The 20,272-nt window shown below is 67.0% G+C and carries 15 protein-coding genes; 3 read left to right on the top strand and 12 right to left on the bottom strand.

Translation table 11 applies throughout. The features are described from left to right. The first annotated feature begins 1 nt into the window (after position 1). Entirely contained in the window at positions 2-955 is a 954-nt protein-coding gene (gene ctlX, locus ABD243_RS01235) for a citrulline utilization hydrolase CtlX (protein ID WP_344361167.1), read from the top strand. Positions 956-963: 8 nt separating this feature from the next. Here ctlX and ABD243_RS01230 read toward each other — a convergent pair whose 3' ends face one another. Beyond that, positions 964-1,470: a MarR family winged helix-turn-helix transcriptional regulator gene (locus tag ABD243_RS01230; RefSeq protein ID WP_091250456.1), complete on the bottom strand. Its 507-nt coding sequence runs from the start codon at positions 1,468-1,470 to the stop codon at positions 964-966. A gap of 2 nt (positions 1,471-1,472) precedes the next feature. Then, positions 1,473-3,212, bottom strand: coding sequence for an AMP-binding protein (locus tag ABD243_RS01225; RefSeq protein WP_344361158.1), 1,740 nt, complete (start codon positions 3,210-3,212; stop codon positions 1,473-1,475). Positions 3,213-3,591: 379 nt separating this feature from the next. On the opposite strand from ABD243_RS01225, the gene ABD243_RS01220 reads away from it, so the two are divergent. Further along, complete coding sequence (locus tag ABD243_RS01220) at positions 3,592-4,725, top strand: acyl-CoA dehydrogenase family protein (RefSeq protein ID WP_344361155.1); 1,134 nt, start codon at positions 3,592-3,594, stop codon at positions 4,723-4,725. A gap of 8 nt (positions 4,726-4,733) precedes the next feature. Here ABD243_RS01220 and ABD243_RS01215 read toward each other — a convergent pair whose 3' ends face one another. The 9 genes from ABD243_RS01215 to ABD243_RS01175 all read right to left on the bottom strand — a co-directional run bounded on the left by ABD243_RS01215 (position 4,734) and on the right by ABD243_RS01175 (position 17,568). Continuing rightward, positions 4,734-6,536: a sensor domain-containing diguanylate cyclase gene (locus tag ABD243_RS01215; RefSeq protein WP_344361151.1), complete on the bottom strand. Its 1,803-nt coding sequence runs from the start codon at positions 6,534-6,536 to the stop codon at positions 4,734-4,736. A 77-nt stretch (positions 6,537-6,613) separates the two neighbouring features. Then, positions 6,614-7,288, bottom strand: coding sequence for a response regulator (locus ABD243_RS01210; RefSeq protein WP_344361148.1), 675 nt, complete (start codon positions 7,286-7,288; stop codon positions 6,614-6,616). Next, positions 7,285-9,960: a DUF4118 domain-containing protein gene (locus ABD243_RS01205; protein WP_344361146.1), complete on the bottom strand. Its 2,676-nt coding sequence runs from the start codon at positions 9,958-9,960 to the stop codon at positions 7,285-7,287. The genes ABD243_RS01210 and ABD243_RS01205 overlap by 4 nt, the downstream gene beginning before the upstream one ends. A 12-nt stretch (positions 9,961-9,972) precedes the next feature. Further along, the gene (gene kdpC / locus ABD243_RS01200) at positions 9,973-10,593 is read right to left on the bottom strand and encodes a K(+)-transporting ATPase subunit C (protein ID WP_344361142.1); all 621 of its coding nucleotides are present in this window, start codon (positions 10,591-10,593) and stop codon (positions 9,973-9,975) included. Positions 10,594-10,603: 10 nt separating this feature from the next. Then, complete coding sequence (kdpB, locus tag ABD243_RS01195; RefSeq protein ID WP_344361139.1) at positions 10,604-12,742, bottom strand: potassium-transporting ATPase subunit KdpB; 2,139 nt, start codon at positions 12,740-12,742, stop codon at positions 10,604-10,606. Further along, complete coding sequence (kdpA, locus tag ABD243_RS01190; RefSeq protein ID WP_344361137.1) at positions 12,739-14,406, bottom strand: potassium-transporting ATPase subunit KdpA; 1,668 nt, start codon at positions 14,404-14,406, stop codon at positions 12,739-12,741. The genes kdpB and kdpA overlap by 4 nt, the downstream gene beginning before the upstream one ends. A 7-nt stretch (positions 14,407-14,413) precedes the next feature. After that, a complete protein-coding gene (locus tag ABD243_RS01185) occupies positions 14,414-14,512 on the bottom strand; it encodes a potassium-transporting ATPase subunit F (RefSeq protein ID WP_344361134.1) in 99 nt (32 codons plus the stop codon). Between the two features lie 328 nt (positions 14,513-14,840). Then, the gene (locus tag ABD243_RS01180) at positions 14,841-16,817 is read right to left on the bottom strand and encodes an APC family permease (RefSeq protein ID WP_344361132.1); all 1,977 of its coding nucleotides are present in this window, start codon (positions 16,815-16,817) and stop codon (positions 14,841-14,843) included. Positions 16,818-16,947: 130 nt separating this feature from the next. Then, on the bottom strand, positions 16,948-17,568 hold the full coding sequence (locus tag ABD243_RS01175) for a hypothetical protein (RefSeq protein ID WP_344361130.1): 621 nt from the start codon (positions 17,566-17,568) through the stop codon (positions 16,948-16,950). A gap of 325 nt (positions 17,569-17,893) precedes the next feature. Between ABD243_RS01175 and ABD243_RS01170 the strand changes: the two genes are divergently transcribed. Then, positions 17,894-19,870: an APC family permease gene (locus ABD243_RS01170; protein ID WP_344361128.1), complete on the top strand. Its 1,977-nt coding sequence runs from the start codon at positions 17,894-17,896 to the stop codon at positions 19,868-19,870. A gap of 134 nt (positions 19,871-20,004) precedes the next feature. Here the strand turns inward: ABD243_RS01170 and ABD243_RS01165 are convergent, their stop codons facing one another. Then, positions 20,005-20,208, bottom strand: coding sequence for a cold-shock protein (locus tag ABD243_RS01165; RefSeq protein ID WP_009357211.1), 204 nt, complete (start codon positions 20,206-20,208; stop codon positions 20,005-20,007). Between the last annotated feature and the right edge of the window lie 64 nt (positions 20,209-20,272).

The following is a 20,272-nucleotide window of genomic DNA, read 5'->3' as shown; positions in this document are numbered from 1 at the left end:
GATGTCAGTTCAAGCCCCCTCCGCCGTCGTTCTCGTGAGGCCGCACAACTTCATGCCAAACGAGGCGACGGCAGTGGACAATGCCTTCCAGACGGCCTTCCAGATGCAGGCTCACTCCGGGGACCGGCAAACGCTGGCCGCTGCCGCCCGTCACGAGGTGACGGGGCTGGCCGCGGCGCTGGAGGCGGCCGGTGTCACGGTGCACCTCTTCGAGGACCATGACGAAACCCGCCCGGACAGTGTGTTCCCCAACAACTGGCTCTCCACCCATGCGGGTGGCCGGATCGGGATCTTCCCGATGTACGCCCCCAACCGCCGGCACGAACGCCGCAGCGACATCCTGGACTTCCTGAAGACCCATTACCGGGTGCAGGACGTCATCGACTACTCCGGGCTGGAAATGGACAGCGTCTTCCTGGAGGGAACGGGAGCCATGGTCCTGGACCACGGCGCCCGTGTGGCCTATGCCGCACGTTCCCGCCGCGCCGATCCCGTGGCGCTGGAGCGGTTCTGTACGAACTTCGGCTATGAGCCCATGCTGTTCGACGCGGTCGACGTAAACGGCACTGCCGTCTATCACACGAACGTGATGATGACTGTGGCGACGGGCTTCGCAATGGTCGGAGCGGACCTGATCCCCTCGGCGGTGCGCCGGCGTGAGGTGATGGAACGGCTTGCCGCCGGGGGACGGACGGTCATCGAGCTGAGCCCCCACCAGATCAGCAATTTCGCAGGCAACGCGATCGAGCTGCAAGGCGTGGAAGGCCGCGTGCTGGCGCTCTCCCGTCGGGCCCTGGGAACCTTGACGGCGGAGCAGAAGGCCGTCATCGAACGAAGCTGCACCCTCCTGCCCGTGGACGTTCCCACGATCGAACTGGCCGGAGGGTCCGTGCGATGCATGATCGCCGGCATCCATCTCGACCGCAGGCCCGTCCCTGCCGGCGTCGGCGGCTGACCGGTCCTCTAATCGCTGAAGTCCCCGGCGTTCCGGCGGAACGTGCCAAGGATCCGGATCAGCTGGTCCACGTCCTGGTCTGCGAAGCCCGAGCGGCCGAAGACCTCGGAGTTCAGCACCGCCGTCGCCTGTTTGGCCAGGGCGCGGCCCTCCGCGGTGAGCTCGATCAGCGTGGTCCGGCCGTCCGTCGGATGCGGGGAACGGACCACCAGTTCGGCATTCTCGAGCCGGTCCACGGCGTTGGTGACCGAGGTGGGGTGAACTTGAAGCAGCGCGCTCGCCTTATTCATGGGCAACGCGCCGCTGCGTGCGAAACTGAGCAATGCCAGCAGCTCATACCGTGCAAACGTGAGCCCGAACGGCTTGAGCACGGCTTCGATCCGGCCCAGCAGAATCTGCTGGGTCCGCATGATGGCGGTGATGGCCGCCATCGGGGCGGCGACGTCGGCCCAGCCGTGGCGCTCCCAGTTCAGCCGGGCGTCGGCGATCGGATCTCGGGGCAGCGGCGTTCCCACGGTCAGCTCTGCCCCTTGAGTCCCGGGAAATCGGCCTCGGAATACTCGATGCCCAGGCCTTCCGGAACAGGTCCGCCGCCGTGGCGCATTTCCTCGCTGTGGCGGAGCTCCACGCGCCGGATCTTGCCGGAGATGGTCTTCGGGAGTTCGGCGAACTCCAGGCGGCGGATCCGCTTGAACGGGGCCAGGTGTTCGCGGCAGTACCGCAGGATGTCCTCGGCGAGCTCCGGGCCGGGCTGGTGCCCGGCGGCCAGGACCACAAACGCCTTCGGCACGGACAGCTTGAGCGGGTCGGGGGACGGGACGACGGCGGCCTCCGCCACCGCCGGGTGCTCGATCAGCACGCTCTCCAGTTCGAACGGGGACAGCCGGTAGTCGGAGGACTTGAAGACGTCGTCGCCCCGGCCCACATACGTGATGATGCCGCGCTCGTCCCGGCTGGCCATGTCGCCGGTGTGATAGTAGCCGTCGCGGAAAGCCTCCGCGGTCTTCTCCGGGTCGCCGAAGTAGGCCTTCATGAGCCCCACGGGGCGGGGGTCCAGGCGCAGGCAGAGTTCGCCGTCGTCAGACTCCTCACCGGTGGCGGGGTTCACGAGCACGACGTCGTAGCCGGGCAGCGGCCTGCCCATGGCGCCGATCTTGATCGGCTGGCCCGGGGTGTTCGCGATCTGCACCGTCGATTCGGTCTGCCCGAAGCCGTCCCGGATGGTCTGGCCCCAGGCGCGGTGGACCTGGTCGATCACTTCGGCGTTGAGCGGTTCGCCGGCGGACACCACCTTGGTGGGCGGGTTCTTCAGCTGCGTGAGGTCGGCCTGGATGAGCATGCGCCAGACCGTGGGCGGGGCGCAGAAGCTCGTCACGGACTCGCGGTCCATCTGCTCCATGAGGGCCTTGGCGTCGAAGCGCTCGTAGTTGTAGATGAACACGCAGGCCTCGGCGATCCAGGGCGTGAACACGTTGGACCAGGCGTGCTTTGCCCAGCCCGGGGAGGCGACGTTGAGGTGGACGTCGCCCGGTTCCATCCCGATCCAGAACATCGTGGAGAGGTGACCCACCGGGTAGGAGGTGTGCGTGTGCTCCACCAGCTTGGCCTTGGACGTGGTGCCGGAGGTGAAGTAGAGCAGGAGGGTCTCGTCGGCCAGGGTGGGGGCGTCCGGGGCGAAATCCTCGCTGGCCGCGGCGGCGTCTGCGTACTGCAGCGCCGTGTCCTGTGGTCCGGCCGGTTCTGCGGCGGCGTCGGCGATTTCGATCAGCGTGTAGTCACCCGCGACGTCAGCGAACTTGGCGATGTTGGCACTTCCGACGGCGGCCCAGGCCGCGCCGCCGCGCTCCACCCTGTCCTGGAGGTCCGCGGACCCCATCAGGGTGGTGGTGGGGATCAGGACGATGCCCAGCTTGATGCCGGCCAGCATGAGTTCCCAGAGCTCCACCTGGTTGCCGAGCATGATGATCATCCGGTCCCCGCGCCGCACGCCCTGGCTCCGCAGCCAGTTGGCCACCTGGGACGAGCGCCGGGCGAGGTCCGCGTAGCTGCGCCGCGTTGCTGATCCGTCCTGCTCGACGATCACCAGGGCCGGGTTGTCCGCCTTGGCCGGGTCTGCCGCGAGCTGGTCGAACCAGTCCAGCGCGAAGTTGAATTCCTCCAAGCGCGGCCACTGGAATTCGCTGCGGGCGGCCTCGTAGTCCCCGCGCAGGGCAAGCAGCCGGTCCCTGGCGGCCCGGAATTCCTCAGTTACGGTCATGGTGCACCTTTCGAAGTTCGCTGGCGCAGCCGTTCCGGGCGGTCCGTGGCACAACGCCGTTGCCTGGGATCCCGCCGGGCCGCCGCGGCGCCCGCCTAGTGATCCCCGTCACTCTGCAATATACTAGGACATCCAAGGGTTTGGAAGAGCGGCGTCGCTCTGCTGGCGGCGCATGACGAAGGGATGCGTGCCCGTGCAGTCACCAGGACGTGCCAACGGACAGTCGGCCACAGCCGAATCAGACACAGCCGAATCAGACACAGCCGAATCAGACACAGCCGAATCAGACACAGCCGAATCAGACACAGCCGAATCAGGCACAGCCCAAACGGTTGCGGCGGGCTCCGCCGCAGAGCCGCCGTTTCCCGACGCCGACCTCATGTACATCGTGGACCTGCTGCCGCCGGACGAACAGCTCCGCTACCAGGAGGTCCGGGAATTCCTGCAGTCCCGGATTCGGGCGGCATCGATCGACTACTGGAACCGCGAGGAGTTCCCCTTCGGGCTGCTCGCGGAACTCGGCAAGTACGGCCTGGGCGGGTTGCAGACGGACGGCACGTCCAAGCTCTTCAAGGGCCTCATGTACGTCGAGGTGGCCCGCGCCGACGTCTCGCTCTCGGCGCTCGTGGGCATCCACAACGAGCTGATTGTCGGCATGATCGATCAGCTTGGCTCCGAGGAGCAAAAGGCCCGGTGGCTCCCCGGCCTCACCGCCTTCACCCGGATCGGAGCATTCGCCCTGACCGAGCCGGACCATGGCTCGGACATCGCCGGCGGGCTGGAAACCACGGCGCGGCTGGAGAACGGCGGGTGGGTCATCAACGGCGCCAAACGCTGGATCGGAGCCGGCACCATCTCGGACTTCGCCCTCGTCTGGGCACGCGACGTCGCCGACCAGCACATCAAGGGTTTCATCGTGGAAACGGACCGGCCCGGGTACACCGCCACGAAGATCGCCAACAAGATCGGCCTGCGCATCATGCAGAACGCGGACATCGTCCTGGATGAGGTCCGCATCCCGGAAGCCAACCTGCTGCCGGGGGCCACAGACTTCTCCAAGGCCAACGAGCTTCTGCGTGATTCGCGCGCCTGGGTGGGCTGGCAAGGCGCCGGCATCCAGCTGGCCGCGTTCGACGTCGCGCGTTCTTATTCGCTGCAGCGCCGGCAGTTTGGCAAGGAGCTGGCCTGCTTCCAGCTCATTCAGCAGCAGCTCGCCGAGATCCTGGGCAACGCCACCGCCTCGCTGGCCCTGATGGCCCAGCTGGCGAGGATCCAGGAGGAGGGCAAGCTGGAGATGGTCCAGGCCGCCATGGCCAAGTCCACCACCACGCGGCTGGCGCGGGCCTCGGTGGCGATGGGCCGGTCGCTTATGGGCGGCAACGGGATCAGCAGCGACTACGAGATGGGCAAGCTCTTCGGCGACGCCGAAATCCTGTACACCTACGAGGGCAGCTACGAGATCAATTCACTGATCGTGGCCCGGGCCGTGACCGGAAAGTCGGCCTTCGTTTAAGCGCTGAGCTAGGCGCGGAGTCCGCCCGGGCCGTCCCCGGCACGGGCGGTCCGGGTGGCGTGGCCGTAGCGTGAGGTGCGGTTGCGGCCGGCGTTTTTCGCCTCGTAGAGAGCCCGGTCCGCGCAGTCCAGGAGGGTCCCGGCCGCGGCGTCGCGCTGCTCGCAGACGCCGGCGGAGATCGTCAGGAAGCCGACGTCCCCGAACGGCTCGGACGCGATGGCCTCCCGGGCCCGTTCCGCCGCCTGCAGGGCCTCGGCGCCGTTCGTCTCCGGGAGCAGCCACACGAACTCTTCGCCGCCGAAGCGGGCCAGGATGTCCTGGCTCCGGGCGACCCTCCGGAGCCTCGCCGCGACCTCGGCCAGGACGACGTCGCCCAAAAGGTGGCCGTAGGTGTCATTGACCCTTTTGAAGTGGTCGATATCCAGGACGACGGCGCTCAGGCTGGTGCCGCGCGTCCCGGCCAGCGCAACCTGTTCGGCGAGGTGCCGTTCCAGGGCCCGCCGGTTGGGCAGGCCGCTCAGGGCATCCGTGGTGGCCTGCAGTTCGAGGTCGGTCCGTGCCTCCGAGTTGCCGATGGCGATCTCGACGAGCTCCGCAAACTGGGCCAGCCGCGCCATCATGGCTTCCGTGACGCCCGTGCGGGATTTTGAGGTCAGGGTCACCACGCCCCACAGGCTTCCCCCGACCCGGACCGGCGCCGCCGCCGCGGACTGGAAGCCGCCGGCGCGCATCTGCTCCGCCGCCGGTCCGCCCTCCGGCCCGTAGACAACGAGGGCAGGCTTGCCCGTCAACGCCACCCGGACGGTGGCCGACTCGTCAGTCGGGGCAAAGATGTGCCGGCGGCTCAGCGTCGGCGGGAGGGCGGGGGCCATGGCGACGATTTCCGCCGACGATGCACCCGTGAAACGGACGACGGCGGCGGAGTCCACATTGAACAGCTCAAGGACGATGGCCGCGACCCGCTCGGAGATGTCGGCGGGGGCGGAGTTGCGGGCGACAGCGGTCGCTATTTCGTGGAGGGCCTCCCAGACCTGCTGCTGCTGCAGGCGCTCGGTGACGTCAACCGCCACGACCATGCCGGCCGTGGCCTCGTCGTCGGAGTACACCGGTCCGGCTTTGAGCCGGTAGGTGCGGTGGCCGATCTGACGGCTCCAGGAGACTTCCTGGCCGGTGAGGGCCGCACGGTAGCGCGGTTCGAGCTCGCTGGCGAGATCGCCCTTGAGTACGTCCTGGATGCGCCGGCCTTCCAGCTCCTCCGTGCGGTAGCCGAACGTCTCCAGTTCTTGCCCTTCGGCGATCAGGTACCGCAGATCGGCGTCGAAGAGGAGCACGAAGACACCGGGGACGCTGCGCGCCAGGGCCCGGTACCGGTCCATGTCCTGCTGCCTGCGCCGATCGGCCAGCACCCGCTCCGTGATGTCCGTGACCTGGACGAAAAACCCCCGTACCGCGCCGTCGTCCCGGGCATCGGGGGTGTACGTCACCTCGGTGAAGCGCGATTCGCCCGCGGCATCCACGAGGGTCCGGTCAAACTTCTGAGGCTCTCCCGCGAGCACGAGCTCGATGTGCGGCCGGTTCGCCTCGAAGACTGCCTCCCCGAGCACGTCGCCGATATGCATGCCGTACAACTGGCCGGGTTCAATGCCGAACCACGTGCCGTAGGCGTCGTTGGCCAGGCGGTTGCGGAGCTCCGTATCCCAGTAGCCCACCATGGCCGGGATTCCGTTGAGGACGGCCTGCAGTTGCGCCGGGATCTCCGGCAGCGGCGACGGGCCGGCATCGTCCCAGTTGAGCGGGCTGCGATTTGTCATTGCCCCAGTATCCATTGCCGGCCGCGGCATGCGAAAACTCAGCAGTCGCTCTGAGCAAGCACAGCCAGGAAAAACTCTCAGGGCATGAACCGGTAGCCGATGCCGGCCTCGGTGAGCAGATGGCGCGGGTTGGCGGTGTCCGGTTCGAGTTTGCGCCGCAGCTGGGCCATGTAGACCCGGAGATAGTTGGTTTCCTTGGCGTACGCCGGACCCCAGACCTCGGAGAGCAGCTGCTGCTGTGTGATGAGCTTTTCCGGGTTCCGGACCAGCACCTCCAGAATGTTCCATTCGGTGGGGGTCAGCCGCACATCCTGGCCGTCGCGGATGACACGGTGTTTGCCCAGGTCCACGGTGAAGGCCCCGGCGGTCACCACGGGTGCCTGCTCCTGGTCAACGCTGCGGCGCAGGAGGGCACGGATCCGGGCCAGCAGCTCGTCGAGGCCGAACGGCTTCGTGATGTAGTCGTCCGCGCCGGCGTCGAGCGCTTCCACTTTGTCCTCGGAGCCGTGGCGGGCTGAGAGCACCAGAATCGGGACCTGGCTCCAGGACCGGAGCTCCCGCAGGACTGTGGTGCCGTCGATGTCCGGCAGACCGAGATCCAGGATGACCAGCGCCAAGGGGTGCTGGGATGCGCTCAGCAGGGCAGAACGCCCGTCTGCCGCAGTGGTCACCGAGTAACCGTGGGCCTGCAGCGTGATTCGGAGTGCCCTCAGCAGGTGCGGGTCGTCATCGACCACCAGGACGGCGGTCATCCGGCGTCCGGTCCAGGCCTGAGCGGCAGTGCATGGCGGCGCCCCACGGCCGACTGCGGCTCGAGCGGAGCCTGGGCGGGGCGTGCGTCGAACGGCACGCCCGTGGACAGGGGAAGCCGGATGACCATCGTCAAACCGCCACCTGGCGTCTCTTCCGCGGCCAGCGTTCCGCCCATTGCTTCGGTGAATCCTTTCGCCACGGCCAGTCCGAGTCCGATCCCGGTGGCCTGCGGCGTGTCATCGAGCCGCTGGAACGGACGGAACATCTCGACGACACTCTCCGCCGGGACGCCGCGACCATGATCGATGATCCGCAGCTCGCCCGCAGGGTGCCCTTCGAGTGTCGCCGGGCTGAGGCCGCCGGCCGTCCCCACCAGGACAATATCTGAGTCCGGGGCGTATTTCACGGCGTTTTCGACGATGTTCGCAATGACACGTTCCAGCATTCCCGGGTCGGCGTCGATCTCCGGCATGTTGGCGGGCAGGTCCACCCGCACCCTGCCCGGAGGGACGGCGCCGAGGGCTCCGGGGATCACTTCGAACCAGCGCACCGGTTTGAGGAGGGGATTGACGGCATCCGAGGTGAGCCGGGACATGTCCAGCAGATTCCCCACCAGGGCGTCCAGCCGGTCCGAGCACTCCTCGATGGTAGCCAGCAGCTCCTGCTCCTCTTCCGGGGTGTAGCGGACGCCGTCGTGGCGCAGGCCGCCGACGGCGAGTTTGATCCCGGCCAGCGGGGTGCGCAGGTCGTGGGACACGGCGCGGAGAATGGAAGTGCGCATCGTGTTGCTCTCGGCCAGGCGCAGCATCTCCCGGCGGCTGACAACCAGCTGCTGGCGTTCAAGCTGGGCCGCCAAATGGACGCCGAAGGCCCCCAGGAGGCGCCGGTCGCTTGCTGGCAGGATCCGTCCGTATAGGACCAGCCGGGTGGCGGCATCGATCTCTTCGACGTTGTCGCCGGTGGCGGCGTCCCCCCGAGCGCTCTCGGCAGTAGCCGGGATCTCTCCAGCCGAGGCGAGCAGCCGCCACGGCCGGCCGCTGGCCGTGCTTCCGGCGCCGTACCCGGCGCCGGCCTCGCGGCTGAACAGGGCAGTGCCCCGGACTTGGAAAACACCCAGCGCCTGCTCCAGCAGCGCCTGAACGGTGTCCTCCGACCCGGCGGCGCCGCGGGTCAGGTCACCCAGCGTCGTTGCCTCGGCACGGGCCCGCGCAGCCTCCTTCGAGCGGCGTGCCGAAAGGTCGACGACGACGGCGACGGCCGCCGAGACGCCCACGAACACCAGCAGGGCAAACAAGTTCTGCGGATCACTGATGGTTAAGTTGCCGACCGGCGGGGTGGAAAAGTAGTTGACCAGGAGGCTGCTCCACAGCGCGGCGAGGATCGCCGGCCATAGTCCGCCAACCAGGGCCACCACGACGGAGCCGGTCAGTTGGACCAGCATCGCTGTGGCCACGTTGCGCTCCGGGTTCAGGGCCAGCAGCAGCAATTGCAGCAGCGCAGGCAACAGGACCGCCAAGATCAGGCCTACTGCCACCCGAACCCGGCCGAGATCGCGGGGGTGCGGCACCCCCGTGCCCTGGCCGCCGAGGGGGTGCGAGACCATGTGGACATCGATGTCTCCGGAGCCCCGCACCACCCGCGTCCCCACCCCGCCACCCAAGAGACCGCCCACCACGCCCGCGAGGTTCTTGTGGCGCGAAATACCGACCACGATCTGGGTGGCGTTGACGCTGCGGGCGAAGTCCAGCAGTGCGGCCGCCGGGTCTTCCCCGGATACGATATGGTAGCTGCCGCCCAGATCCTGGATCAGCCGCCGCTGCCGTTCGAGCGCCTGTGGTGACTCCGAAGCGACACCGTCGGCGGCGCGCACATGGACGGCCAGAAGGTCACCGCCGCTGACCCTGGTCAGGATACGGGCCCCGCGGCGGATGAGTGCCTCGCCCTCAGGGCCCCCGGTCAGGCCCACCACGATGCGCTCGCGGGCTGGCCAGCTGGCTTCAATGCCCTGTTCGGCCCGGTATTTGGCCAGCCCTTCGTCCACCCTGTCGGCCAGCCACAGCAAAGCGAGCTCGCGCAGCGCGCCGAGGTTGCCCAGGCGGAAATAGTTGGACAGGGCCGCGTCAATCTTATCCGCGGCGTAGATTTTTCCGTCGCTGAGCCGCTGGCGCAGCAGTTCCGGCGGGATGTCGACCAGATCGATCTGGTCGGCGCGGCGCACGACGTCGTCCGGCACGGTTTCTGCCTGGCGGACGTCGGTGATGGCGCTGACGACGTCGCCCAGGGACGCCAGATGCTGGATGTTCACCGTTGATAGGACATTGATCCCGGCGTTGAGAAGTTCATCCACGTCCTGCCAGCGCTTCTGGTTGCGGCTGCCCGGGACGTTGGAGTGGGCGTACTCGTCCACTACCGCGGTCTTGGGGGCACGGGCCAGAACTGCGTCCAGGTCCATTTCCTCAAACTCGGCCCCCCGGTAGCGCAGCTGCCGGGGCGGAATGACCTCGAGGCCGGCCATGAGTGCCCTTGTGTCGGCGCGGCCGTGGTCGAGCGCGAACGCTACCGCCACATCTTCGCCTCGCTCGCGGAGTCGGTGGGCTTCCTCCAGCATCTCGTATGTCTTACCCACGCCGGGCGCGGCCCCCAGGAAGATCCGCAGCGTTCCACGTGCCATGTCGTCATTCTGTCACTTGGAGGCGGACACGGGCGACGCGGCGGCGACTGCGAGGTTCAGGACCGTCACGTTCACCGCGGGCTGCCCCAGGAATGCCTCGGCGCCGCCGCTGGTCTGTTGTGCGACGAGGGCGGTCACAGTCTCCGTGCTGAGCCCGTGGGCGGCGGCAACGCGCGGTATCTGGAGTCGGGCGTAGGCCAGCGAGATGTCCGGATCCAGTCCGGAGCCGCTGGCGGTCACGGCATCGGCAGGAACGGCCGCTTCGGGGACGTTTTCGGCCTTCGCGACGGCCGCGCGGTTGGCAGCGATGGCCTCTGCCAGTTTGGGGTCGTTGGGGCCCAGGTTGCTGGCCGAGGACGATGCCGGGTCCCATTTCACGGCCGAGGGCCGGGCATGGAACCAGCGCGGGTCCTGGGCTCCGGCGTCGTTGGCGGATGCCTGGGCGATCAGGGCCGACGCGGCCGGGGTGCCGGCGCTGTCTTTGATGATGGAGCCGTTGGCCTGGTACGGGGCGATGAGCTGTCCGACGCCGAAGACGGCCAGGGGGTAGGCCACGCCGAGGACCAAGGTGGCGAAGAGCAAGAACCGGACGGCGGTGCCTGCCTGCCGGAGGTAGCCGGTGAGTGTGTTCATGGGGATGTTCCTAGCCGATTCCGGGGATGAGGGAAATCATGAGGTCGATGATCTTGATGCCGATGAAGGGGGCGATGAGCCCGCCGAGCCCGTAGATCAGCAGGTTCCGCCCCAGTGCCTGGTTGGCGGAGACGGCACGGTATTTGACGCCGCGGAGCGCGAGCGGCACCAGGGCGATGATGATCAGGGCGTTGAAGATCACCGCGGACAGGATGGCCGAGGACGGGGTGGCGAGTCCCATGATGTTCAGCAGTCCCAGCCCCGGGAACGCGGCGGTGAAGAGGGCCGGAACGATCGCGAAGTACTTGGCGACGTCATTGGCGACGGAGAAGGTGGTCAGGGCGCCGCGGGTGATGAGCAGCTGTTTGCCGATGCCGACGATGTTGATGAGCTTGGTGGGGTCGGAGTCGAGGTCCACCATGTTGGCAGCGTCTTTGGCGGCCGGGGTGCCGGAGTTCATGGCGACGCCGACGTCCGCCGCGGCCAGGGCCGGGGCGTCGTTGGTACCGTCCCCGGTCATGGCCACCAGCCGCCCTGCCGCCTGCTCCTTCTTGATGACCGCGAGTTTGTCCTCCGGGGTTGCCTCGGCCAGGAAATCGTCGACCCCGGCCTCGGCGGCGATGGCCTTGGCAGTGATGGGGTTGTCGCCGGTGATCATCACCGTCCGGATGCCCATTTGCCGCAGTTCGGCGAAGCGGGCATGCATGCCGGGTTTGACGACGTCGGCGAGGTGGATGGTCCCCAGGATCTCGGCGCGGCCGTCCTTTCCCACCTGGGCGACGAGCAGGGGCGTTCCGCCCTTTGCCGAGATTTCCGTTACCCGGTGGTCGACTTCCGCCGGGGAGTGCCCGCCGTATTCGGCAACGAAGGCCGTCACCGTGGAGGCGGCGCCTTTGCGGATCTGCCGGCCGTCAAGGTCCAGTCCGCTCATGCGCGTGCTGGCGCTGAAGGGGACCACGGCAAAATTGCCGGAGCTGCGTTCGAGGGTGGCCAGATCGGACCCGGTCACGCCCTTGTCCGCGGCGAGGTCCACAATGGAGCGGCCCTCGGGGGTCTCGTCGGCCAGGCTGCAGACCCGGGCCGCTTCGATGAGTTGGGTCCTGTCCACATGATCGGCAGGGAAGAAATTGACGGCGCGGCGGTTGCCGTAGGTAATGGTGCCGGTCTTGTCCAGCAGCAGTGTGGTGATGTCTCCGGCGGTCTCCACGGCGCGGCCGGAGGTGGCCAGCACGTTGTGCTGGACCAAGCGGTCCATGCCGGCGATGCCGATCGCCGGGACCAGCGCCCCGATGGTGGTGGGGATCAGGCAGACCAGCAGGGCCACCAGCACGATCGGGGACGGGGTGGCGCCGGCCAGGGCGGCAAACGGGGCCAGGGACATGGTGACGGCCAGGAACACGATGGTCAGGGACACCAGCAGGACGTGGAGGGCGATTTCGTTCGGGGTCTTCTGCCGCACGGCGCCCTCGACGAGCTTGATCATTCGGTCGATGAACGTTTGGCCCGGCTCGGCGGTGATGCGGATGACGATCCGGTCCGAGAGGACCTTCGTCCCGCCGGTGACGGAGGAGCGGTCGCCGCCGGATTCGCGGATCACCGGGGCTGATTCGCCGGTGATGGTCGATTCGTCGACGCTGGCGAGACCTTCGATGATTTCGCCGTCCGAGGGAATGACGTCCCCGGCCTCGCAGATCACGATGTCATTGAGCCGCAGCTCCGTGCCGGGGATGTCCCGGGTGGTGCCGTCGGGCTGCCGGAGCCGGGCCGTCACGCCTTTGCGGCTGGCGCGGAGGCTGTCCGCCTGGGCCTTGCCCCGGCCCTCGGCGATGGATTCGGACAGGGTGCCGAAGAGCACGGTGAGCCACAGCCAGGCCGTGACCGCGATGCCGAACACCGACGGCCTGTACAGGGAGATCGCCGTGCACAGGGCGGCCCCCACCAACACGGTGAACATGACCGGAGAATGGATCATCTGCCGCGGGGAAAGTTTCCGGACCGCAAGTGGCAGGGCGGCGGCGACGGACGTGATCGTCAGTTTTGCCGGGGCTTTGGTGTGGTGCTTGTGCTCGCCGGGGGTGCCGAGGGGGTTGCCGTCGGCGTAGGTCTGGGCGGCGAGGTCCGAGGCTGATGCCGTGCTAGACCGGGTCATTTCAGGAGTCCTTCTGCGAGGGGGCCCAGGGCAAGGGCCGGGAAGTAGCTCAGGGCGGTCAGGATCACTGTCACGCCGAGCAGCAGCCCGCCGAACAGGAGACCGTGGGTGGGGACGGTGCCGGCGGAGGCGGGAACCTTGCCCTGACGGGCGAGGGAGCCGGCCAGGGCGAGGACCAGGACAATCGGGAGGAATCGGCCCAGCAGCATCGCCAGGCCCATCATGACTGAGAGGTAGGGGCCCGAGGTGGTGATGCCGCCGAACGCAGAGCCGTTGTTGTTGGCCCCTGATGTGAAGGCGTAAAGCACTTCGCTGAACTGGTGCGGGCCGGTGGCCGGGGCGTTGGCCATGGCGTCCGGCAACAGGACGGTAATGCCGGCCAGGGCCAAGACCACGGTCGGGGTGACGAGGATGTACATGGCGGCGAGTTTCATTTCCGTCGGGCCGATCTTCTTGCCCAGGTACTCCGGGGTGCGCCCGACCATCAGCCCGGCAATGAAGACGGAAATGATGGACAGGATCAGCAGCCCGTAGAGCCCGGACCCGGTTCCACCCGGGGCGACTTCGCCGAGCATCATGTTCACCATGGCCACACCGCCGGCCAGCGGGGGCAGGGAATCATGGGCGACGTTGACGGCGCCGGTGGAGGTCAGCGTGGTGGACGTGGCGAAGATCGCGCTTTGCACCGGTCCGAAGCGCTGTTCAAAGCCTTCGCCCAGGCCGCCGGCCGCCGCCGTCGCGGTTCCCTGGCCGGAAGCCACGGCCCATCCCATCAGGGAAACCGATGCCAGCCACAGGGCGCCCATCACCGCGGCCACCGTGTAGCCCTGCTTCTGGTCACCCACCATCCGGCCGAAGGCGTAGGGCAGGGCAGAGGGGATGAGCAGGAGCAGGAACACCTCGAAGAAGCTGATGAGGGCATTGGGGTTCTCGAACGGGTGGGCGGAGTTGGCGTTGAAGTAGCCGCCGCCGTTGGTCCCGAGCTCCTTGATGGCTTCCTGGGACGCGACCGGGCCGCCGGGAATGGTCTGGTGGATCCCGGACGCCTGGTTGGTGACGTCGGTGGGCCAGAAGTTCTGCACCACGCCGCCGAGGACCATCACCACTGCCGCGACGAACGCGATCGGCAGCAGGATCCGGAAAGTGGTCCGGGCTAGGTCCACCCAGAAGTTCCCCAGCCGCTGCGTCCTGGTTCGGGCGATGCCGCGGATGAGGGCGACGACGACGACGATGCCGACCGCGGCCGAGAGGAAGTTCTGCACTGCCAGCAGAGTCATCTGCACGAAGATGCCCAGCGTGGTCTCCGGTACATACGTCTGCCAGTTCGTGTTGGTCACAAAGGAAATGGCCGTGTTCATGGCCACCCACGGGTCGACGCCGGGCAGGGAACCGCTGCCGGGCAGGACGCCCTGCAGCCGCTGCAGGCCGAACACGGCCAGGATGGAGACAGCGGAAAACGCCAGGACGCTGCGCAGGTAGACGGACCAGCTCTGCTCGGTGCCGGCGTCGATCCCGGCGAGCCGGTAGAAAAGACGCTCGGTTCGGCTGGACGTCGTGCCCTCGAAAACCCGGGCCAGATAGATGCCGAAGGGCTTGTGCAGGGCTGCGAGGACAATGAGCAGTCCCGCCACCTGGACTACAAAGGATGCGGAGTTGAAGGTCATGATCCGTTCACCATTTTTCCGGATGGATCAGGACCGCCAGGAGGTAGCCGAAGAGGCACAGCCCGGCCAGCAACAGAACGAGCCACATGATCGCGTCCGCGCTCAACGTCCACCCTCCGGCCTGTCATCGGCACCCCCGACCATCCCGGCCAGGACGTGGCCGATCCACATGACGAACCCCATGGACACCATGAGGATTCCGATAACAGCCAGGTCGGCCATAGCAGGTTCCTTTCATCTGTGCCCCGTTTGCGGGGCTACTGAAAGTCAACTCCTCTCCAGAAGGAGAAGGCCGGTTCCTGATGGTTTCTTAACGCCCTGAGGAGGGATCTTGACGCAGCCTTAATGTGCGCGGAAATTCCGGACCGTCCTGCATCCGTACTCGGCCTGTTTGGCTGCGGCCGGAGCCCGTCTTGTCCTCCGGGCCGCGGCGCTCAGCCGACGTGGACCCAGGGCCGTTTGGTGACATCGGGTTCTGCTTCGCGGAGCACTTCGCGGGTGACCGGGGCGATTTCGCCTTCGCCGAACGCGAGGAAGCGCAGCAGGTTCGTGACCGGGTTCCCTTCGGTCCAGCGGAAGTAGATGTGCGGCATCAGCCCGGTCACGTCCCGGATGTGCAGGAGCACCGAGGCGATGGTGTTCGGCACGACGGGTCCGTGGACTTCCAGGACATGGTAGCCGTGCCGGGTCACACCGTGGACCTCCAAAGCCGTCTCAAAGTCGGAGGAATCGTCCACGGTCACTTCCAGGAACAATGCCTGGTAGTCCACGGGCAGGTGGCTGACCTCGATCGCAGACGTCAGTTTGTCCCGGTACGCCTCGGCGCTGAGGCGCAGCGGTTCGTGGGCGATGATCGCTATGGGCCCTTCCAGGTTGGAGGACATGAACTCCAGAGCCTGCCGGTCCATGTGGACATGGGTGGCGTGGAGCTCGAAAGAACGCCGGATGCGCGAAAGCAGCGAAATCACGATGATGCCCACGATGAAGAACGCTGCGATCCGGATGCCTTCGGGGCGTTCAATGATGTTGGCCACTGTGGTGTATATGAAAACGACGGCGATGATGCCGAACCCGATGGTGCGTTTGCGCTGTTTCCCGCGCCGGGCGGACAGCGCCACGGCAACCGCGGCTGAGGTCATCAGGACCAGGACGCCGGTGGCGTAGGCGCCGCCCTGGGCGTCGACGTCGGCGTTGAAGAGCCAGGTGATCAGAAACCCGACGGCGGTGAACACCAGGACCAGCGGCCGGACGGCCCGGGCCCACCCGGGGGCCATGCCGTAGCGGGGCAGGTAGCGGGGCACGAGGTTCAGGAGCCCGGCCATTGCGGAAGCGCCGGCGAACCAGAGGATGGCGATCGTGCTGATGTCGTAGACGGTGCCGAATCCGTTTCCCAGATATTCGTGGGCCAGGTAGGCCAGGGCGCGGCCGTTGGCCTGGCCGCCGGGCTGGAATTCCTGTGCCGGGATCAGGATCACCGTGGTGAAGCTGGTCGTGATGAGGAAGGCGCTCATGATGACGGCGGCGGTTGTCAGCAGCCGGCGGGCGCCCTCGATCCGGCCTACGGGCTTCTCTTCGGTGTCACCGGGGCGTCCTTGGATCTGTGGCATCACGGCCACGCCGGTTTCGAAGCCGGACAGGCCAAGGGCCAGCTTGGGGAAGACGAGCAGGGCGATCCCGACCACCATGAACGGGTTCCCGTGCGAGGTTGTCAGGGCGAGCCACCAGTTAGCCACGTCAACGGGGTGAGTGAATAATTCCAGGATGGTGGTGATCACGACCACGACATTCAGGCTCAGATAGATGCCGACCAGGACGACCGCAACGCCGATCGCTTCTTTGAACCCGCGCAGGAAGACGGCACCCAACAGGGCGAGCAGGAAGAGCGTGACCGGCACGTTTTGGCCCTGCATCCAGCCCGGAACGAGGGGGTTCTGGATCGCGTGTGCGGTGGCGTCGGCGGCGGAGAGCGTCATGGTGATCATGAAGTCGGTGGCCGCGAACCCCAGCAGGACCAGCACGAACAACTTCCCGCCCCAGCGCGGCATCAGCCGTTCCAGCATGGCGATGGAGCCCTCGCCGCGGTGGCTCTCACCGGCAACCCGGCGGTAAACCGGTAGGGCCCCAAGCAGGGTGACAGCCACCAGGACCATGGTCGCCAGCGGCGAGATTACGCCCGCAGCCAAGGCTGCGATGGCCGGCTGGTAGCCCAAAGTTGAGAAGTAATCAACGCCGGTGAGGCACATGACCTGCCACCACGCATGCTTCTTCAGATGCGAGTCGCTCACTGCGCCGGGTCCCTGATGGACACCTTTGGCGTCCTGCAGGCCGAAAAGCAGCCATCTTCTGAAGTTGTCCCCGGCTCCCGGCCGTACCGCTGAGGGATCCGAAGGCGGTCTGCTCATCGTGGTCATCTGTGCCTCTCCGCGCGATGCCCACCATCGTGTTTAGTGCCGACGATAACACCGGAGCCGGACGCCGTTCCCGACCCGGGAACGATCTTGACGGATCCTTAACGCCGGGCCGGCCCGCAGGGCACCGCGGTCAGCGGGCCGTGACCGGGGCCGGGACTTCGACGTAAAGGATGGCTCCGGCGGATGCCGGCAGATACCAGTGACTCCGGTGTCGCGCCGGCCGGTAGATGTGTCCGAACGGGTCCGTCACGTGGACGTGCACCAGCCGTTTCTGCCGGGCGAGCAGACGATCGAGTTCCCCGAGGCTGGACGGCCGCGAGGCAAAGCCGTGGATGTCCAGAGACCATGCTCCCTCGGCCGGTTCCCTCGGGCGTTCCAAGGCAAGGGTTTCGAACAAGTCCGACACCACTTCGTCGCTCGTGACGGGGTAGAAGCGCCGGAGCCGGTGCTCGTCCGGATGGGCATTTTGAGCGTCCAGCCACGCGTGACGGAGCCAATGGAATTCCACCGGTCCCAGCGCGGGCCCAACGGACAGGTGACGATTTCCATCCAGCACCAGGCGGTAAGAGCTGCCGCCGCGGTCGATGATGCATGCAGCTTCCCCGACGTATTCAAACGCCGTCAATAGTTCCTCCTCCGATCGGTGGTAGGAGAAATCCCCGCTGTCGTCGACGGCGACGAAATCCCGAGCGCCACCGGCACCGGCCGGAAGTCCTGATGCTTCCCGCATCCGCCGGGACTTGGTGTTCATTTTGTTTAGCTCCTGCCGAGGATCTGACCGCGACCACAGTGGCCGCAGTGTCCCCTTGTTTCATGACATCACCGCCGAAGCCCGACCGGATCGGGCCTTAATGCTTTCCATATGCAGGCGGCCCCAGAATTTGCGTTATCTTAATGCGGCGGCTCGTCCGGGCCAGCAGGAAGGGCGGCCGCGGGGAGTCAGGCCGGGTACACAAGCGCCGCGTTAAGGAACCGTCAGGATTGTCCGCTGGACGGCGCTGGACGGCGCCGGCGGTTGCGGGGGCTGGTACTGTCGCGGACGGAAGCGGCGCGGTGCGTCGTGTGGAAAGGACAAAATGACCACGCTCAGCCGACCCCCGGCAGACCCCTCCGCGCCACGGCCCGGCGCCGGGGACCACTTCAGGAACTGGCTCCTGTTCGGGCTGCAGGACAGCAAGGGAACCCACCAGGGGCCGGGGGCCGTCAGTGACAGCCACCTGAAAAAGCACACGTGGTGGCAGGTCATGTGCCTGACCGGTGTGGACTACTTCTCCACGCTGGGCTACCAGCCCGCCATCGCCGCGCTCGCGGCCGGTGTGATTTCGCCGTTGGCCACTCTGGTCCTGGTTGCCGTGACCTTGCTGGGCGCACTGCCCGTGTACCGCCGGGTGGCCGCCGAAAGCCCGCGCGGCGAAGGGTCCATCGCCATGCTGGAGCGGCTCCTGCCGAGGTGGGGCGGAAAACTCCTGGTCCTGGTCCTGCTGGGGTTCGCGGCCACCGACTTCATGATCACCATGACGCTCTCCGCAGCTGACGCGACCGCGCACGCCATCGAGAACCCGTTTGCGCCCGCCTGGATGCAGGGCCAGAACGTCCCGGTCACCTTGTTCCTGCTCGCCCTGCTCGCCGCGGTGTTCCTGCGCGGCTTCAAAGAGGCGATCGGCGTCGCCGTCGTCCTCGTGGGGCTCTATCTCGGCCTGAACGTCATTGTGGTTATTACAACCATCTTCGAGGTCATCGCGCACCCGGTGGCGGTCGACAACTGGTGGCTGGCCCTGACCACCCAGCACGGAAACCCCCTGATGGTCGTGGGCATCGCGCTGCTGGTCTTCCCGAAGCTGGCCCTGGGCCTGTCGGGCTTCGAGACCGGCGTCGCGGTCATGCCGCAGATCCGCGGCCACGCCACGGACACCGAGGCGAACCCCGAGGGCAGGATCAAGGGCGCCCGCCGCCTGCTGACCACGGCCGCCGTCATCATGAGTGCGTTCCTCGTCACCACGAGCTTCACCACCGTGGTGCTCATCCCGGAACAGGAATTCCAGCCGGGCGGCCAGGCGAACGGGCGCGCCCTGGCCTATCTGGCCCACGAATACCTGGGCGCGGGCTTCGGCACCGTGTATGACATCAGCACCATTGCCATCCTGTGGTTTGCCGGCGCCTCCGCCATGGCCGGGCTCCTGAACCTGGTTCCCCGCTATCTGCCCCGGTACGGCATGGCGCCGGAATGGGCACGCGCCGTCCGGCCGCTGGTCCTGGTGTTCACGCTCGTGGGGTTCCTGATCACCTGGCTCTTCGACGCCGACGTCGACGCCCAGGGCGGCGCCTACGCCACCGGCGTCCTCGTCCTGATGACCTCTGCCGCGGTCGCCGTGACCTTCTCGGCGCGCAGCAAACGGCAGCGCAAGCGCAGCATCGGGTTCGGGATCATCGCCGTCGTATTCATTTACACCACGGTGGCCAACATTTTCGAGCGCCCCGAAGGCATCCGGATCGCGGCGCTGTTCATCCTCGGGATCATCGTCATCTCGCTGCTCTCCCGCATCCGCCGCTCCTTCGAGCTCCACGCCACCCATGTGCGCATGGACACCCCGGCCCTGGAATTCCTGGCTGCCAACGAAACCGGGCCCATCGCGATCATCGCCCACGAACCGCTGCGGCTCAGTGCTGAGGCGTACCGGGACAAACTGACGTCGGCCATCGAGGTCAGCCACCTGCCGTTGGACTACCAGGCCCTGTTCCTGGAAGTGGTGGTCGACGACTCTTCGGACTTCGAGACCGAGCTCGAGGTCCGCGGGGTGATCCGACACGGGTACCAGATCCTGGAAGTCCATGGGCCCGTGGTTCCCAACACGATCGCCTCCGTACTGCTGCACATCCGCGACGTCACCGGGCTGATGCCGCACATCTACTTCCGTTGGACGGAGGGTAACCCCATCACCAACCTCATGCGGTTCCTGGCCTTCGGCGAAGGTGAAATCGCCCCGGTAACCCGTGAAGTGCTGCGCGAGGCCGAGCCTGACGTCACGCGGCGCCCCTGGGTCCATGTCGGCTGACGCTCCCGCAGATAGTTGCCATCGGGCATAAACGCTCCCGCACACAAACAACCCTCCGGAGGAATCCTCCGGAGGGTTGTTGTGGTCTTCGGGGACGGTGTCCCGGCCGGGCGGCCGGGGCTTGTCCTGTGTACTTAGAGCGGGCGGATGTTCTCAGCCTGCGGGCCCTTCGGGCCCTGCGTGACGTCGAATTCAACCTTCTGGTTCTCGTCCAGCGAGCGGTAGCCGCTGGTTGCGATTGCCGAGTAGTGGGCGAAAACGTCGGCCGACCCGTCATCCGGGGCAATGAAGCCAAAACCCTTTTCGGCGTTGAACCATTTAACTGTGCCTGTAGCCATGCCTTTATCCTTCTGAAATGCTGCTGATCTCCGGCGGCCATGAGGCCAACGGCTGCGGAGACAT

This window comes from Arthrobacter humicola (assembly GCF_039531445.1).
In the GTDB taxonomy this organism is placed as follows: Bacteria; Actinomycetota; Actinomycetes; order Actinomycetales; family Micrococcaceae; genus Arthrobacter; species Arthrobacter humicola.
Note: the sequence above shows the minus strand (reverse complement) of the source record. Positions and strands in the feature narration are given on the sequence as shown.

Excerpts from the sequence above, each read along its gene's own strand:
- ctlX (WP_344361167.1), top strand. The coding sequence starts at position 2 with ATGTCAGTTCAAGCCCCCTCCGCCGTCGTTCTCGTGAGGCCGCACAAC.
- ABD243_RS01225 (WP_344361158.1), bottom strand. The coding sequence starts at position 3,212 with ATGACCGTAACTGAGGAATTCCGGGCCGCCAGGGACCGGCTGCTTGCC.
- ABD243_RS01220 (WP_344361155.1), top strand. The coding sequence starts at position 3,592 with ATGTACATCGTGGACCTGCTGCCGCCGGACGAACAGCTCCGCTACCAG.
- ABD243_RS01215 (WP_344361151.1), bottom strand. The coding sequence starts at position 6,536 with ATGACAAATCGCAGCCCGCTCAACTGGGACGATGCCGGCCCGTCGCCG.
- ABD243_RS01210 (WP_344361148.1), bottom strand. The coding sequence starts at position 7,288 with ATGACCGCCGTCCTGGTGGTCGATGACGACCCGCACCTGCTGAGGGCA.
- ABD243_RS01205 (WP_344361146.1), bottom strand. The coding sequence starts at position 9,960 with ATGGCACGTGGAACGCTGCGGATCTTCCTGGGGGCCGCGCCCGGCGTG.
- kdpC (WP_344361142.1), bottom strand. The coding sequence starts at position 10,593 with ATGAACACACTCACCGGCTACCTCCGGCAGGCAGGCACCGCCGTCCGG.
- kdpB (WP_344361139.1), bottom strand. The coding sequence starts at position 12,742 with ATGACCCGGTCTAGCACGGCATCAGCCTCGGACCTCGCCGCCCAGACC.
- kdpA (WP_344361137.1), bottom strand. The coding sequence starts at position 14,406 with ATGACCTTCAACTCCGCATCCTTTGTAGTCCAGGTGGCGGGACTGCTC.
- ABD243_RS01180 (WP_344361132.1), bottom strand. The coding sequence starts at position 16,817 with ATGACCACGATGAGCAGACCGCCTTCGGATCCCTCAGCGGTACGGCCG.
- ABD243_RS01175 (WP_344361130.1), bottom strand. The coding sequence starts at position 17,568 with ATGAACACCAAGTCCCGGCGGATGCGGGAAGCATCAGGACTTCCGGCC.
- ABD243_RS01170 (WP_344361128.1), top strand. The coding sequence starts at position 17,894 with ATGACCACGCTCAGCCGACCCCCGGCAGACCCCTCCGCGCCACGGCCC.
- ABD243_RS01165 (WP_009357211.1), bottom strand. The coding sequence starts at position 20,208 with ATGGCTACAGGCACAGTTAAATGGTTCAACGCCGAAAAGGGTTTTGGC.